We start from the raw sequence: 16,158 nt of genomic DNA on the forward strand, positions 1-16,158 counted from the left end.
TAACGAGGTGACCGAGTCCGGGTAAAACTCCTGGGAGTACGGTTCTGCTTCCCGTACGTACCGCGTCATTGCCACTCAGAGCGGCGCCCCTTGCCGTCATCGAAGAGGGCGCCGCCTCGCGTTGGAGGCGGGCTATCGGGTGAGGAGCTTCTGGGCCTCGACGATCAGGTCGAGGTTGAGGCTGAGCTTGAGGCCGTAGTAGACGATGGCAGTGGCGGTCACCGCGGCGACGAGGACGACCAGGACCTTGACGCTCCAGCCCTGGCGGCCCAGCCAGGCCGTCCAGGCCGACAGGGTCCGCTTGCCGAACTCCAGCAGCCGGTGTGCCCAGTGGAACTCGGTGGCCAGCACCGCCAGCCCCGCGAAGACGACCAGCCAGCCGGGGCCGGGGAAGGGCACCATGATGAGACCACCGACGACCAGCACCGCGCCGATGGTACCGATGACGATCTTCAGGGTGAGACGTCCGGTGCGGGTGGACCTGATCCCGTCGAGCCAGCCGTGGATACCGGACCGCTCGGCGGCCTCATCCTTCAGCACGTCGGCGTCACCGGTCTCGCGGGCCTCACTTCGCCTGTCAACGATCTCGTTCGGAGTGTCGGTGGCGCCGGTTTCCGACGGGCGCCCCGTCTCGTCCTGAGGGCTGCACACCCCGTCTGAGACCGCCATACTCTCCCCCGGACAATCGGTTTCCTTCACAATAGGGTCTGCCGAGCGGCCCGGCCGCCGTTGACGCCTTACATCATCCTTAAGGCTGAGGCCATGGGGTTCTCCAGGCGAAGGCCGCGAGACCCCGCCTGCGGCTCGGCCGCGATACCCGGCCCCCCTCGTTCAGCCGGATATACCCGCGAACAACGTATAGGACGACAGGTAGCACTTACGCCGTGAATCACCCACCGGAACGGCGGAAGCGGAACGACCCCGCCCGCGCCCGTTCGGGGCGTGGGCGGGGCCGTACGGACTCCCGGTGCCCCGTGGTTCCTCACGGGGCACCGGAAGCGCCGGTGCGTCCGACAGCCTGGACCCCCCGGCCTCGGCGACGGGTCGCACCGGCAGGTCTCCCTTGCCGGTCGCCCCTCCGGGGTGACCAGGCCGTCAGGAAAGCACCGTTCGGGGGCGCGGAAAGCGCCGTCAGGGGGCGGTGCAGGTGACGTTGGAGGGAACGCCGTTGGTACCGGTCCAGGAGGCGCCGAAGCCGAACGACGTGGCGGCTCCGGCGGCCAGGACGCCGTTCCAGCTCGCGTTCTTCACGGTGACGTCGGCGCCGGTCTGGGTGTGCACGCCGCTCCAGAGCTGGGTGATCGTCTGACCGTTCGGGAACGACCACTTGACGGTCCAGCCGGTGGTCGCCGAGGTGCCGGTGTTCTTTACGGTCACCTCACCCTGGAAGCCGCCGGGCCAGGAGTTGGACACCGTGTAGGTCGCGGTGCAGCCGCCGCCGACCGGCCCGGTGAGGGTCCTGAAGGTCACCGGATCGGAGGCGGTGGAGCTGTTCCCCGCGGCGTCCCGGGCGATCACGTAGAAGGTGTACGAGGTGTCGGAGGTCAGCCCGGTCAGCGCGAACGACGCCGAGACCGGCGAACCCACCTTGACATCCGTCGCCCCCGCCTCACGGTAGACGTCATAACCGCTCACCCCGACGGCGTCCGTCGAAGCCGTCCAGGACAGCGTCGCCCCCGAGGAGGTGATCGCCGAGGCGACCGGGGTACCCGGCTTGGTCGGCGGGACGGTGTCGACCGGCGGGACGCCCCCGCCGTTGTCGGCGTACAGGATGCCGCGGCCGTTGGTGCCGAGGTAGACGCGGCCGTAGACGCGCGGGTCGCCGGTGATCGCCTCGCCCGCGTTGCCGTACTGGTGCTGGTCGTCGTTGATCCTGACCCAGCTCGCGCCGGCGTCGTCGGAGCGGAACACGCCGTTGACGCCGCCGACCGTGGCGACCGCGTACAGCGCCTGGTAGCCGGAGGCGGTGGCGGACTTGCCGAAGCCGATGTTGACGGCGCTCGTGACATTGGAGAGCTTGGTGAACGACGTCCCGCCGTTGGTGGAGTGCCAGATGCCCGAGCTGGTCGTCGACCCCCCGGCCAGCCAGATGTCGCCCTCGCGGCCGGGTACCGCCTTGAACTTGACGTTGCCCTCGGTGGGCAGCCCGGTCGCGGCGGTGGCCGCGAAGGAGGCGCCGCCGTTGGTGCTGGCGTAGAACTTTCCGGCGCTGAAGCCGTAGAACCTGTTGGAGTTCACCCGGTCGGACTCGACCACGGCATTGGTCGGGAGCCCGGTGGAGGCGGTCCACGAGTTGCCGTAGCCGACCGAGTAGTGCACGCCCACGTCCTTGGGCGCCCAGACGAACCTGGACCCGTTGGCCGCGGCCGCGATCGTGCCGCCCTCGTTGATCCCGCTCGGCTCGGTGCCCTGGAACCAGTTGGCGCCGCCGTCGGTGGAGAACGCGGCGTGGCTGTCGTTCGGCCGGTCGGAGTCGGTGAAGTTGCCCGCGCGGACCATGACCGACGGGTTGGTCTCGGCGTAGTCGAGGCTGGTCGTCGAGGTGAAGACGGGCGAGGTGAACATCATGGGCGGTACGGCGTCGAGGTTGGTGTGGCGGAAGCCGCCGATGTCGCCGAGACCGCTGACCAGCGGAGCCCCCGAGGGCGGGCTGATCAGGTCGAGGACCGCGGTCTCCTCAAGCCCCTTCACCATCGGCTTGATGGTGAACTGGCCGCCGGTGTCCCACTTCTTCAGGTCCTCGGTGCCGTAGAGCGTGGCGCCGGTGCCGTACATCATGCGGTTGCCGTCGAACGGGTCGATCTCCAGCGATTCGGTCATCCAGCCGAGCTTGGGCGTCGTCTCCGGCGGCTGCGGGTTGGCCCCGAAGGTGAGCCACGGCGAGGAGGAGACGTCCATCGTGTAGCGGAAGCTGCGGTTCGGGTAGGAGGTGAAGTCCCAGACCCGGGTCCAGGTCGCCCCGGAGTCGGTGGAGCGGAAGAAGATGACGTCCGGCCACCAGGCGATCTGGGTGGCGACCATGATCGTGCCGGGGTTCTGCCGGTCGATGGTGAGGCCGCTGTAGCCGAAGTAGTCGTCGGCCGAACTGGAGGACACCGGGCTGATCTGGGTCCACGCGCCGGTGGTCGTGTTGAGCTTCCACACGTCGCCCTTGGCGCCGTCGTACGGGCCGCCGGTGTCGCTGGTGGCGATGTAGAGCGTGTGGTTGACGTGGTCGAGCACACCCTTGTGCGCGATGTAGCCGGTGGGCTGGCCGGCCACCCTGGTCCAGGTGGTCCCGCCGTCGGCGGAGCTGTAGACGGTGTTCGCCTTGTCCGCGACGCCGACGTAGATCTTCTGCGTGGTGTTGCCCGCGGTCGCCGAGGACGGGTCGAAGGTCACCCAGACCACGCCGGGACGGTGGCTGAGGTAGCCGTTGGGGTCGGAGGGATCGGCGGCGTAGTTGCCCGGGTTGGGGAAGGAGGTGACCTTGGCCCAGGTCACGCCCTTGTCGGTGCTGCGCCACAGGCCGTTGCCGTCGGGCGCGCCGAGGTAGACGATGCTGTTCCGGTTGGGGTCGACGGCCAGCCGCTCACCCATGCCCCGGCCGGGCATGTTGCCGCCGAGCTTGAACGGCAGCGCCGTGGCCTGCCAGGTCGCGCCCTTGTCGGCGGAGCGCAGGATGGCGCCGTTGTTGGGATCCCAGCTGTTGGTGTACATCCCGGCGGCGACGTAGACCCGGTTGGTCTCCACCGGGTCGGTGGCCAGGCTGACCACGCCGTTGTAGCCCCACTTGTCCCAGCCCACCCAGTCGAGCAGCGGAGTCCAGGTCTTGCTCGCCTGCTCCCAGCGGTAGGCGCCGCCGATGTCGGTGCGGGCGTAGATCAGGTTCTTCTCCTTCTGGTTGAACACGATCCCCGGCACGAACCCGCCACCGTCGATCCTGACGTTCTTCCAGGTGTACGTCTCGGCGGCGGCAGCGGCGGCGGTCCCGGACGCGGACGCCGGAGCGGCCCCGCCCGCGACGGCCACGCCGACCGACGCGCACGCCACCGCCGCGGCGGTGAGCATGCTGAACAACCTTCTTCGCATGTACGGCTTCCCTTCGCAATGCAACGGACAAACCGCCATGCACGATCAGGTGACGGGACCCTGACCTTCGACCGCCCATGATGCGCGTGCATGAACGCCCAGAGGTTCACATGCCGGACCCCGCTCCGTCAATAGTTTGAACAGACAACTAACAAACCGGTGTCCGACCGCAGCGTGCCGCGCGGAGAGGGCGCGGCGTACGCGGGCGTCCCGCACGTGGCGCCTTCCAGGACCTACTCCGGATCACAGTCGGTGGCGCACTCCCGGCGGGAAGCGATCATCAGCCGCGAACCCGGCCCTCTCGCCGCGGCCACGTCGTCGGGGTTGGCCAGCGCACAACGGTCCAGCGAGAGGCAGCCGCAGGCTATGCACTCGGTCAGCCCGTGCCGGAGACGTTCGAGCTGCCTGATCCGGTCGTCGAGCTCGTCCTGCCACATCCCCGAGAGCCTCGCCCAGTCCTCCCTGGTGGGGGTCCGCTCGTCGGGGAGCGCGGACAGTGCCTCCTGGATCGTCCGAAGCGGGATCCCGACCCGCTGGGAGACCCGGATGAAGGCGATCCTGCGCAGCGTGTCGCGGGAGAAGCGGCGCTGGTTGCCCGCGGTGCGGCGGCTGCGGATCAGGCCCTTGGACTCGTAGAAGTGCAGGGCTGAGACGGCGACCCCGCTGCGCGAGGAGAGCTGGCCGACGGTTATCTCCGGATTGTTGGGCATGCGGCAGTCTATCTTGACCTCAAGTTACATTGAGGTTGTCGGGTGGCGTGCCGTTCACGGGAGCTCGCCCGGCCCGGAGCCTCGAGGTGTCTCCCCCTCGGCCGCAGAGGGATGTTCGGGTAAGAATAGGCCGCATGACGAGAACACTGGTGCTGGGTGGCGGAGGCGTGGCGGGCATCGCCTGGGAGGCGGGGATCGTCACGGGTCTTCGCAAGGCGGGACTGGAGCTGGGAGAGGCCGACCTGGTGGTCGGCACCTCGGCCGGCTCGGTGGTCGGGACGCTGATCGCCACCGAGGTCGACCTGGAGAGCTCGGTCGGCGTCCAGGCGGACACCGAGACCGCGACCGTCTCCGCGGTGGACATGGAGGCGGTCATGGCCGCCTTCGGCGTGCTGTACGACCCGTCCCTGGAACCGCGGGAGGCCCGGCGCAGGGTCGGCGAGCTGGCCCTGGCCGTGCGGGACACCGGCGCCAGGATCGAGACGATCGGCGACCGGCTGCCCGTCAAGGAGTGGCCGGAGCGCCGCCTGCTGATCACCGCGGTCGACGCGGCGACCGGCGAGTTCGTGGTCTGGGAACGCGACTCGGGGGCGCCGCTGGTGTCGGCGGTCGCCTCCAGCTGCGCGGTCCCCTGCGTGTTCCCGCCGGTGGAGATCGGCGGGCGCCGCTACATGGACGGCGGGGTGCGCTCGGCGACCAACGCCGACCTGGCGGCGGGCAGCTCGGCCGTGGTCATCCTGGAACCGCTGGCGCACGTCTCACCGAGGGCGCGCTTCGAGGCCGAGCTGGCCGAACTGGGGGACGCGGCGGTCGCGCACATCGTCCCCGACGAGGCCTCGGTCGCCGTGTTCGGCGCCAACGTCCTCGACCCGGCCCTGTGGCGCCCCGCCTTCCAGGCCGGCCTCGCCCAGGCTCCCGCAGTCGCGGAGAGCGTGGCCAGGGCCTGGCAGGACTGAGAACGACGTGGGCGCGGGCGGGGCGGCGCCGCTCTGGGTGGTGAGCGGGCCTCCGGGAGCGGGGAAGTCGACGGTCGCGGCGGCGCTGCTGGCGCTGCTCGACCCACCTCCCGCGCTGCTCGACAAGGACACCGTCTACGGCGGCTTCGTCGCCGCCACCCTCCGCGCCCACGGCCGCGACGACGGGGAACGCGAAGGCCCCTGGTATGACGAACACATCAAGCGGTACGAGTACGACGGGCTGACCGAGGTCGCCCGGCAGATCCGCTCGCACGGCTGCCCGGTGATGCTGGAAGGCCCCTTCACCACCCAGGTACACGACGCGGCGGTGTGGGAGCGCTGGGTCGGGCGGCTGGGCGGGCCGCCCGTGCACCTCCTCTGGGTCCGCTCGGACGGTGCGGCGCTGCGCTCCCGGCTGGAGGCCAGAGGGCTCGCCAGGGACGCGGGCAAGCTCGGCCGCTTCGCGGACTACCTGCGGGCCATCAGGGTGGACGAACCACCCGTCGTGCCGCACGACGAGATCGACAACCGTCCTGGGGCACCCTCCCTGACGGCACAGCTGGAGAGGATCATCGCCTCCGGGTAGGCCGCCCGCCGTGGCGTCCCCCAGCCCTGACCGGCCTGCCTCCCGGACCGGGACACCTGTTCACCGCCGGGAATCTCCCCGGCGACGGGCGAGGCCATCGGCTCGGGCGGCCGGCGGACACCGGCGCCTCCGCCTCTCGCGTCCGTACGGGAATCCCGGACGCCGGATATCGGCGTGCCCGGCGTCCGAAACGCAGGTGAAACCCGAATCGCGGGAATCTCGGATGCCGGACACCGGCGCCGGCTCTCGACCATGGGAATCGGGATCTTCCGAATTCGGCCCCGGCAGGCGTCAACGGTCACCCCAAGCCGCCCTGTATTTCCGGACCAGAACCCTATTTGGAACGATTCGACAAAATTGAGTCATATTTCATGACAAGTTTGCATTGCAGGCATAACGTAGCGGCCTTACGTTCCCGGTATGGATCTCGAGCTCCGACACCTCAAGATCGTGCGCGCGGTGGCACAGGCCGGTAGCGTCACCAAGGCCGCCACCCACCTCGGACTGGCCCAACCCGCACTGACAGCACAGCTCAAACGGATAGAGCGGGTTCTCGGGGGAGCTCTTTTCGAACGCGATCACAACGGCGCGCGGCCCACGCCCCTGGGGGAGCTGGTCCTGTCACGCGCGATGGTGCTTCTGCCCGCGGCCCGCGAACTCCAGGAGGAGGCGCTTCGATTCGCCAACGCGAACGCCGACGTCCCCAGCTACCGGCTGGGCGCCACCAACGGCCCGATACTCGGCGGCCTGATGGACCGCCTCGCCACCGCCTGGCCGTCCACTCCCGTGAGCACCCACACCTCCTGGTCCGCCAAGGAGCTCACCACCATGGTGATGCTGGGCCGGATCGACTTCGCGTTCATCGGCGCCTGCGGGGAGAGCCCACCGCCGGTGGAGGGACCGGTGGTGTGGTCGACCGTGGGCACCGACCCGGTCTTCGTACTGCTCAACGAGGACCATCCGCTGGTCGACAGGAAGGAGGTGGAACTGGCCGAGCTGGCCGACGAGCAGTGGACCGTCACCCCCGGCGACAGCTGCTTCGGCGACTGCTTCGTCACGGCCTGCGCCCGCGCCGGCTTCACCCCCAAGACCATCTACGAGACCGACGTGGCCACCTGCATGCACCTGGCCAAGGTCGGCCGCGCCGCCGCGCTCTGCCAGGCGACCTTCCAGCCCGCCGAGGGGTTGAAGCTGGTGCCGCTCGCCGGTGCCCCGCTGCGCTGGCGGCAGCTGTTCGGCTGGCACCCGGAGGCGGCCACCGCCGGAGCCGCCACGGCGATCTTCGAACACGCGAAGGCCGCGCACTCCGACGCGGTCGGGCGGAGCAGACGATATGCCGCGTGGCTGACCGAGAACCCCGGGTTGGGCACCTCTCCATAACGTGACGGTAGGGGACATTCGGTAGAGGCGCGCCTCATGTGCACACCGTTACCTTGACGGCACCCCCCACATGAGGAGAGAACCCATGCTCCGCAGAAGTGCCGTGACAGCGGGCTTCGCGCTCGCCGTCGCCATGGTGGCCACCCCCGCCATCGCCCATCAGGGACCTGGCGAGACCGCCGCCGCCCCCTACACCCTCGCCGAGGCCCGGACACTGGTGGAGGCCACTGCCAAGCCGGCTCCGGGCCTGGTCGACGCCATCCGGCGCGACCTCGGCGGCACCAGCGAGCAGGCCTCGGCCCGGCTGATCAACGAGGCCGCCGCCGCCAAGGTCGAGCCCGCCCTCCGCGGGCAGCTCGGCACCTCCTTCGCCGGAGCCTGGGTGACCGGCCCCACCTCCAACCTCGTGATCGCCACCAGCGACTCCACCAGGATCGCCTCGCTCGCCAGGTCGGGCGCGGAGGTCAAGCTCTTCAAGAACTCCCTGGCCACGCTCGACACGGCCAAGGAGCGGCTCGACCAGCTCGTGGCCTCCGCGCCGAAGTCGATCCCGTCCTGGTACGTCGACGTGCGGAGCAACAGCGTCGTCGTGCTGGCCGGTGACGTCGCCGAGGCGCAGGCGTTCGTGGACGGCAGCGGCGTGGACAAGTCGCTCGTCCGCATCGAGGCCTCGCAGGAGAGGCCCAAGCCGCTCTACGACGTCCGCGGCGGCGACGCCTTCTACATGGGCGGCCGCTGCTCGGTCGGCTTCTCGGTCACCCGCGGCAGCCAGGGCGGCTTCGCCACCGCCGGCCACTGCGGCACGGCCGGCACCGCCACCCAGGGCTACAACCAGGTCGCCCAGGGCACCTTCCAGGGCTCGTCCTTCCCCGGCAACGACTACGCGTGGGTCGCGGTCAACTCCAACTGGACCCCGACCGGCGTGGTGAACGGCTACAGCGCGGGCATCCTTCCGGTGACCGGCTCCACCCAGCAGGTCGTGGGCAGCTCCATCTGCCGCTCCGGCTCCACCACCCAGTACCGCTGCGGCACCATCAGCCAGCACAACACGAGCGTCACCTACCCCGAGGGCACCATCACCGGCCTGACCCGCACCACCGTGTGCGCCGAGCCCGGCGACTCCGGCGGCTCCTACATCTCCGGCAGCCAGGCCCAGGGCGTCACCTCCGGCGGCTCGGGCAACTGCACCGTCGGCGGCACCACCTACCACCAGCCGATCAACGAGATCCTCTCGGCGTACGGGCTCACCCTGGTGACCAACGGGACCCCGCCGCCCACCGGGTGCAGCGGTTACCAGAGCTCCTACACCGGCTCGCTGACGTCCAACGCCAACGCCTACCAGCCCGGCACCGCCGGCTACAGCGCCGCCGCGGGCGTCCACCGCGTCTGCCTGGACGGGCCCAACGGCACCGACTACGACGCCTACCTGCAGAAGCTGAGCGGCTCCACCTGGACGACCGTGGCCAGCGGGACCTCCCCCAACCCCGATGAGGCCTTCACCTACAGCGGCACCGCGGGCACCTACCGCGTACGGGTGCACGCCTACAGCGGCTCCGGCTCCTACACCCTCGGCCTGACCAGACCGTAAGGGCCTGCCCGGCCGGACCCGATCGAGTCCGGCCGGGAACACACCGGGCACGCGAGCCCCGGCGATCGCACATCCCGAGCGGACCCCGGAGAGGTGTCCCGGCCGCCCTCCCCGCCACGAGGCCGTGCGACCTCGTGGCGGGGAGGGCGGCGCCGTCATCCCCGGACGTCGAGAACAATGGTGTGATGAGCGACCTTCTGACGCTGAGCGAGGGCGCGGTGCTGACGCACCTCGTCACCCGGGCCGAGCTGGCGAGCGGGGTGCTGCCGGCCTCCGACGACCTGCGGCTGTGGGCGCGGCTGGCCGACGGCGACGGGGTGCCGCTTGCCGGGGGCGGCCGGGTGCTGACCTCCCTCGACACCGGAGAGCCCGTCCTGACCGGCCCCGAGGGCTGGCTGGCCCACCTGGAACCCGAGCAGGTGATCGCGCTGCGCCTGCGCGACGGCGTCCTGGAGCTGTCGGCCGTCGAACTGGACGACGTTCCGGCGGAGCGGGTGATGCGGGTCGTCCAGGAGTTCGGGGAGCAGGCCCTCGACGCGCTGCGCGCCTTCGCGGAAGGGCTGGAGCCCAGTCCGGGCGTGCCGGTCGACGTGGTGGTCCTGGAGCTGCTGATGAAGGCTCCGGAGACCTTCGCCGACCCGCTGCCGCCGCTCTCCCCGCTGCTGCGCAACGCCTCGCTGGATGTGCACGGCGGCAGGGTGGGCATCGTGGGCGCGCCGTGGGACACGGCGTCGGTCGCCGACCTGGCGCCGCTGGACATCATCAGGCTGGCCCTGGTGCGCAGCGCGCTGCGCACCTACGGCGAGGGCGCCGACCTCTCCAAGGCCGTCACCTACCTGTCCCGCTCCGAGACGGTGCTGGCGAGGATCGCCGACGAGGTGGAGCGCGAGCCGCTCGGCCTGGCGCCGGCCTCGGCACTGCCCCGCACCGAACCGGCCGCGCTGCTGCTGATCGCCAGGTCGGCCGAGGGCGAGGGCCGCTCGTTCGAGGCGTCCGGGCTGATCTCCGAGGTGCTCTCCCTCTCCCCCGGCCTGGCTCCGGCCGTGCGCGACGCGGCCGAGTACGCCGCGTGCCGCACCGACCCGGGCGCCCCGCTGCCCGAGCGCGCCGCGCACCTGTACCGGCAGCTGCTCGCGTACGCCTATCGCCCGGCCCGCAGGCGGCTGATCGAGGACCTGGTCGCGCTGAGCGTCCGGGTGGCCGAACCCGCCCTGGCGGACCTGGCCCTGTTCGAGAACGACGTGGTCGGCGAGTTCCTGGACGCGCGCGCCGAGTGGCTGCGCGACGACGAGGTGATGCTGCTGGAGTCGTGGCGGCGGACGCCGCTGCGCCTGTGGGAGGTCCTCGACGTCTCCGGTGACGAGATCACCGTGGCCGCCGCCGGAGGCGGGGACGGCGACGGGGGGCGGGTGACGCTGGCCGACGAGCTGCTCTCCGGGCAGGCGCTGCCGGGAGACCTGATGCTGACCCGGCTGCTCAGCGACGGGGCGGGCCCGCACGTGTTCGGCCACCCGTTCAAGGTCGCCCCGGAGCGGAGGCAGGAGATGCTGGACCTGCTCACCGACCCCGTCGACCCCTACGCGGTGGCCGCCTTCTTCAGGCGCCTCGGCCGGGCCCCCGGCGCGGCGGGCGAGGACTCCGGGCGCTGAAAGACCGGCCCTCTCCCGCCGGGCACGTAGGCTTCCTTATGTCGATGGTTAAGCAAAAGAAAATCACCGATAGGCATAATGGAGCAGGCGGAGGGCGTAAGTCGCTTTGACGTGGCGGAAACAAGGAGTGTTGACTGTGCGCATGCTTAGCGAAGCGAACGGCTCGATCGCCGGCGCGGGGGCGCTTCTGAACATCATGCGCGACGGTCGGGCCAGGACGCGGGCCGAACTGATCCAGCTGACCGGGCTGGCCAGGTCCACGCTGGCCCAGCGCCTCGACGCGCTGCTGAGCCGGCAGTGGATCGTGCCGACCGAGGAGGCCATCTCCTCGGGAGGCCGGCCCGCCGTCGCCTTCACGTTCAACCGCACCGCCCGTGTCGTCCTCGCCGCCGACCTCGGCGCCACCCACGCCCGGGTGGCGGTCACCGACCTCGGCACCACGGTCCTGGCGGAGCGCGCGGCCGAGGTGCCGATAGATCGCGGCCCCGAGGAGACGCTCGGCTGGCTCCAGCACACCTTCGAGGAGATGCTCGCCGAGACCGGCCACCGCCCGGACGAGATCTGCGGCATCGGCGTCGGTCTCCCCGGCCCGGTCGAGCACAGCTCGGGACGCCCGGTCAACCCGCCGATAATGCCGGGCTGGGACGGTTTCCCCGTTCCGGAATGGCTCGGCTCGCGCCTCGGCGCGCCCGTCCTCGTCGACAACGACGTGAACATCATGGCGCTGGGCGAGCACTGGGCCGCCCGCCCCGAGGCCGACCACCTCATCTTCGTCAAGATCGGCACCGGTATCGGCTGCGGCATCATCAGCGACCGCCGCCTGCACCGGGGCGCCCAGGGCGCGGCGGGCGACATCGGCCACATCCAGGTGGCCTCGGCCCTCGACACCGTCTGCCGCTGCGGCAACGTCGGCTGCCTGGAGGCCGTCGCCAGCGGCGCCGCCATCTCGGCCAAACTCTGCGCGGCCGGGGTGACCGCCGAGGACAGCCGCGACGTGGTCCGTCTGGTGCGCAGCGGCAACACCCAGGCCGTCCAGCTCATCCGGCAGGCGGGCCGCGAGGTCGGCGACGTGCTCGCCTCGATCGTCAACTTCTTCAACCCCTCGGTGATCGTGGTCGGCGGCGACATCTCCGAGGCCGGGGAGCAGGTGCTCGCCGGCCTTCGCGAGGTCATCTACAGCCGGTCGCTGCCGCTGGCCACCCAGCATCTGACGATCACCGGCAGCGAGCTGGGCGACCGCGCGGGCGTGATCGGCGCCGCCGTCATGGTCATCGAACACGTCCTGGCCCCCGGCAGCGTCGACCGCTCCGTCAGCCCCGCCTGACCGCGCGCGGTTCCGGCGCCGCGGTTCCGCCGAGGAGGCCCGCGCACCGTCGAACCCGGACCGATCGGCGGCTGTGGGACACTCGTCCGGCCATGGACACCGAAACCATCAGGACCGCCCGGCTCACGCTCGAACCGCTGGCGGTGCGCCACGCGGCCGAGATGGCCGAGGTGCTCGGCGATCCGGCCCTGCACACCTTCATCGGTGGCTCTCCGGAGCCCCCCGAACAACTCCGCGACCGCTACGCCCGCCTGGTCGCCGGGCCGCCACCGGGCCGGGACGAGTCGTGGCTCAACTGGGTGATCCGCCTCGACGGCCCAGGTCGGCTGGTCGGTTACGTCCAGGCGACGGTGACCCGCGACCACGCGGCCGTGGCCTGGGTGGTGGGAACCCACTGGCAGGGCCGGGGCATCGCCGGGGAGGCCGCGGTCGCCCTCGTCGACTGGCTCAGGGCTCGCGGCACGGCCGTCGTCGCCACCATCCATCCCGACCACGCCGCCTCGTCGGCCGTGGCCCGCGGGGCAGGGCTGGTACCGACCGGCGACCGGGTGGACGGGGAGATCGTCTGGAGATACGGCGGACGCGAACCTGAGTAGGAGTGCTCAGCCGCCGCTGAGTGCGTACGCTCTCCCCCGGCTTGTCGATCCTCGAAATCCTCGGGTCATGAAATGGTGGATCTTCCTGGTCGCGCTCGTCAGCACGGTGGTCGCGGCATGGCTGCTCGTGTACGCCGACGTCCCGCTCGCCACGTTCCTGTCGCTCGGGCTCGGCGCGATCAGCCTCGTCTGGTTGATCGTGCTCCTCACCCTGCCGTGGAACCTCTACTTCGGGGCGCGCCAGGTGGTCCACGAGATCCACGTGTCCAGGGAGCGCGGCATCCGGGTGCCCGAGGGGCACGAGGCCGAGGCGCTGGAGATCGCCGGGCGGATGCGCCGGTTCGCCATCGGCGGCCACATCGTCTCCGCGGTGCTCCTGGCCGTCATCACCTACCTGTCCGGCGCCTTCGTGGGCTACTACTTCGCCGGTTTCTACCTGCTGAGCACCTGCTTCCGGCCGGCCGGCGCCTACCTGTCCCACCTGCGCGAGCGGGTCACCACGCTGATGAAGGAGGCATACCACCCCCGCGAGGACATCGTCTCGCTCGTCGCCAGGGTGGACGACCTGGCCGCCGAGGTGACCGCGCTGACCAGGTCAGCCGAGCGGCTCCGGGACGACGTCGAGACGCTCGGCGCCGACCTGCGCAACGGCGACGAGGCCCTGGAGCGCCGGATCACCGGGCTCGCCCGGCGTTTCGAGGACACCGTGGACGGTCTCACCGACAACCACGAGGTCATCACCGGGCTCAAGGCCTTCCTGCGCCTGGTCCGAGCCGACGCCCACGGCCAGGCCTGACCCGCGCCACGCCCGGGGCGCCGCCTCCAGCAGCCGTGCCGCGGCGCCGAGGACGTCCCGGACGCCGATTTCCAGCAGACCCGGATCGGGCCGGTAGGCGTAGGGGTCGCCGTGGCCGCCCGCCCACAGGACGACGTGCGGTCCCGTCTCCGGAGGTCCCCACACGGCGGGTGCGACGGGGCCGAACAGCGCCACGGAGGGCGTGGCGAACGCGGCCGCCAGATGGGTCACCCCGGTGTCCCCGCAGACCACCAGCCTGGCCCTGGCCACCAGCGCGGCCAGCTCGCGCAGCCCGGTGCGCCCGGCGAGCACGCACGAAGGCGGCAGCCCGGCGAGCATGGCCACCCGCTCGGCGAGGTCCCGCTCCCCCGCGCTCCCGGTGACCACCACCTCGTGCCCGTTCCTCCGCAGGTCCGCGGCCACCAGCGCGAACCGCTCCGGCGGCCAGCGCCTGGCCGGGTACCCGGCCCCGGGGTGGATGACGACGGGCCGGGACTCCTCCTCGCGAGAGGCGAGACGCCGGAGCCCCAGATCGGCGGGGTCGGCCGTGATGCCGTACCAGGCGAGCAGGTCGCACCAGCGCCGCACCTCGTGCACGCCGTCCCGCCAGACCGGTCCGCGCGCGCCGGGGAAGGCGGGGTGGGAGTGGGTCAGCAGCCGGGCCGGGCCGGTGCGGTGGAGCGCGGCGATACCGCGCGGGCCGGCGCCGTGCAGGTTGACCGCGATGTCCACGCGCCGGCCGAGCGGCGGTACGTGACCGGGCCCCGACACGTCGCACACCTCGTCCACCGCGCCGATCAGCGGCACCAGGGGCGCCAGCGCGGAAGGCGCGGCCAGCACGATCCGGTGGCCGGGGTGGGAGCGGCGCAGGGCGCGCAGGGCGGGGACCGCGGTGAGCAGGTCACCGAGTCCCAGCCCGCGCAGTACCACCATGACCGGGCGGTCCGCCTCGGGCCCGGCGGGGGCGCTCCGCCCTCCGTCGCCGGCACCGGTCTCGCGGAGACTCACGCAGGCCGGAGCGGTGCTCATCTGATCGTCTCCTTGATGGAGGTCAGGTGGTCGACCGCCTCGACGACCCGCGCGCTCGGCACCGACGACAGGCAGGGATGACCGGCGACGGCGCAGGCACCTTCCCGGGTCACCCGGCAGGGGGCCCGCTGGTCACCGAGGATCACGACCGGCACGCCGTACGGCGCCCAGCGGGCGGCGGGGGCCAGGGGGGCGAACAGGCTGACGACCGGCGTGCCGACCGCCGCCGCGAGGTGGGCGGGCCCCGCGTCCGCGACGACCAGGGCGCACGCCCCGGCGAGCACCGCGGCGAGTTCGGGAAAGGTGGTCCTGCCGCCCAGGTCGACGACGGACCTTCCCCGCTGCCCGCCGTACGTGGCCGGGGGGCCGTTCCAGTTCCGGCCGCCCGTCGCGGCACACGTCCCGTCGACCCAGCCGGCGGTGAAGGCGGGCTCGTCCACCCTCCAGCCGCGCAGCCGGGCGGGTCCCCCGCCCATCCAGCCGCCCGCGAAGACGGGTCCCGGCGACAGACCGTGCTGCCCGGCACCCGCGGCGATCCGCGCGGTGAGCCCGTGCTCGTCCTGGCCACCGGTCACGACGACCCTGCGGCCCGAGCGGACGAGGTCCTGAACCGCGCGCGCCCACCGCTCCGCGGGCCATGCCCTGGCGGGGACCGAGGTGCCGGGATGTACGACCACGTAACCCGGTGGCCCGGTGAGGTGGCGGACCTCGGGCAACGGGTGCCGTACGGCGAGCCCCCCCGAATCTCCGTGCGGGAGCTCGAACCCCGCCGCCCTGGCCAGTCCGAGCATGCGCTCGCTCTCCGGCACGTCCACCTCCTCGTCGACGACGTGCCGTACGTCGAGCAGCGAGCCCGGGTCGTCGATGGAGACGGCGGCGACCCTCGGCGTACCCGCCAGCCTGAGTATCAGGGCCAGCGGCAACGCGGACTGGTGGAACGAGGTGAGGATCAGCGCCTGTTCGGGAGCCGTGTCCCGGATGGTCCGCAGCAGTCTCAGCACGTGCGGGCCGGTCACCGGCGGCGCGGTGGGGTCGATCCACGGCGCGCGCCACTCCACCACCCGCGACACCCCCGGCAGCAGCTCGCCCGCGGGCCGGCCCCGCGGCCCGGTGAGCAGCACGACCTGCCGCGCCTCCGCGGCCACCGCGCGGATCGCGGGCCCCGCCAGCAGGACGTCGCCCGCGTTGTCCAGGCGGGCGACGAGAACGGTGCCGGTCACCGCCGGCCTCCGGCGCGCCCTGGATGCGGTACGTGAGCCGCCAACGGAGCGGTCGTTAAATCACGAAATATCGTGTTTTTTCCAAGAAACCTCATGGAGCCGGGCCTCTCATTCGATATCTAGTGACTACCGAGAGTGGCGCCCCTTAAACCGAAAAATCGGATATAGAGGTAGTTAAGAGCATCGGCCGACCGCTTTTATCACTACAAGTAATTGTTTTGAGGATTACCAGCCCTCTCCGCCGGGCAGCGAG

12 protein-coding genes are annotated in these 16,158 nt (G+C 71.5%); 7 read left to right on the forward strand and 5 right to left on the reverse strand.

Annotated elements, in window-relative coordinates; genetic code table 11:
- Positions 1 to 132 precede the first annotated feature (132 nt).
- The 3 genes from ABT061_RS10785 to soxR form a co-directional block, all read right to left on the reverse strand.
- On the reverse strand, positions 133 to 669 hold the full coding sequence (locus tag ABT061_RS10785; RefSeq protein WP_350915054.1) for a TIGR02611 family protein: 537 nt from the start codon (positions 667 to 669) through the stop codon (positions 133 to 135).
- Between the two features lie 462 nt (positions 670 to 1,131).
- Positions 1,132 to 4,071: a cellulose binding domain-containing protein gene (locus ABT061_RS10790; protein WP_350915057.1), complete on the reverse strand. Its 2,940-nt coding sequence runs from the start codon at positions 4,069 to 4,071 to the stop codon at positions 1,132 to 1,134.
- Between the two features lie 233 nt (positions 4,072 to 4,304).
- The gene (gene soxR, locus ABT061_RS10795; protein ID WP_350915059.1) at positions 4,305 to 4,781 is read right to left on the reverse strand and encodes a redox-sensitive transcriptional activator SoxR; all 477 of its coding nucleotides are present in this window, start codon (positions 4,779 to 4,781) and stop codon (positions 4,305 to 4,307) included.
- A gap of 134 nt (positions 4,782 to 4,915) precedes the next feature.
- Here soxR and ABT061_RS10800 point away from each other — a divergent pair, with 134 nt between their 5' ends.
- The 7 genes from ABT061_RS10800 (at position 4,916) to ABT061_RS10830 (ending at position 12,860) form a co-directional block, all read left to right on the forward strand.
- Entirely contained in the window at positions 4,916 to 5,737 is an 822-nt protein-coding gene (locus ABT061_RS10800; RefSeq protein WP_350915061.1) for a patatin-like phospholipase family protein, read from the forward strand.
- 7 nt (positions 5,738 to 5,744) lie between these two features.
- Positions 5,745 to 6,323, forward strand: a complete 579-nt coding sequence (locus ABT061_RS10805; RefSeq protein WP_350915063.1) for a P-loop nucleotide/nucleoside kinase family protein — start codon at positions 5,745 to 5,747, stop codon at positions 6,321 to 6,323.
- Between the two features lie 420 nt (positions 6,324 to 6,743).
- On the forward strand, positions 6,744 to 7,703 hold the full coding sequence (locus tag ABT061_RS10810) for a LysR family transcriptional regulator (RefSeq protein ID WP_350915065.1): 960 nt from the start codon (positions 6,744 to 6,746) through the stop codon (positions 7,701 to 7,703).
- An 85-nt stretch (positions 7,704 to 7,788) separates the two neighbouring features.
- On the forward strand, positions 7,789 to 9,291 hold the full coding sequence (locus tag ABT061_RS10815) for a S1 family peptidase (protein WP_350915067.1): 1,503 nt from the start codon (positions 7,789 to 7,791) through the stop codon (positions 9,289 to 9,291).
- Positions 9,292 to 9,476: 185 nt separating this feature from the next.
- The gene (locus ABT061_RS10820) at positions 9,477 to 10,940 is read left to right on the forward strand and encodes a hypothetical protein (protein WP_350915069.1); all 1,464 of its coding nucleotides are present in this window, start codon (positions 9,477 to 9,479) and stop codon (positions 10,938 to 10,940) included.
- Between the two features lie 142 nt (positions 10,941 to 11,082).
- Positions 11,083 to 12,264, forward strand: coding sequence for an ROK family protein (locus tag ABT061_RS10825; RefSeq protein ID WP_350915071.1), 1,182 nt, complete (start codon positions 11,083 to 11,085; stop codon positions 12,262 to 12,264).
- Between the two features lie 92 nt (positions 12,265 to 12,356).
- Complete coding sequence (locus tag ABT061_RS10830; protein ID WP_350915073.1) at positions 12,357 to 12,860, forward strand: GNAT family N-acetyltransferase; 504 nt, start codon at positions 12,357 to 12,359, stop codon at positions 12,858 to 12,860.
- 595 nt (positions 12,861 to 13,455) lie between these two features.
- On the opposite strand, the gene ABT061_RS10835 is transcribed toward ABT061_RS10830, so the two are convergent.
- Complete coding sequence (locus ABT061_RS10835; RefSeq protein ID WP_350915075.1) at positions 13,456 to 14,685, reverse strand: glycosyltransferase family 9 protein; 1,230 nt, start codon at positions 14,683 to 14,685, stop codon at positions 13,456 to 13,458.
- Positions 14,682 to 15,905, reverse strand: a complete 1,224-nt coding sequence (locus ABT061_RS10840; RefSeq protein WP_350915077.1) for a glycosyltransferase family 9 protein — start codon at positions 15,903 to 15,905, stop codon at positions 14,682 to 14,684. Before ABT061_RS10840 ends, ABT061_RS10835 begins: the two co-directional genes overlap by 4 nt.
- Between the last annotated feature and the right edge of the window lie 253 nt (positions 15,906 to 16,158).

Origin of the sequence: Streptosporangium sp. NPDC002544, assembly GCF_040295965.1 — a bacterium.
Lineage (GTDB): Bacteria > Actinomycetota > Actinomycetes > Streptosporangiales > Streptosporangiaceae > Streptosporangium.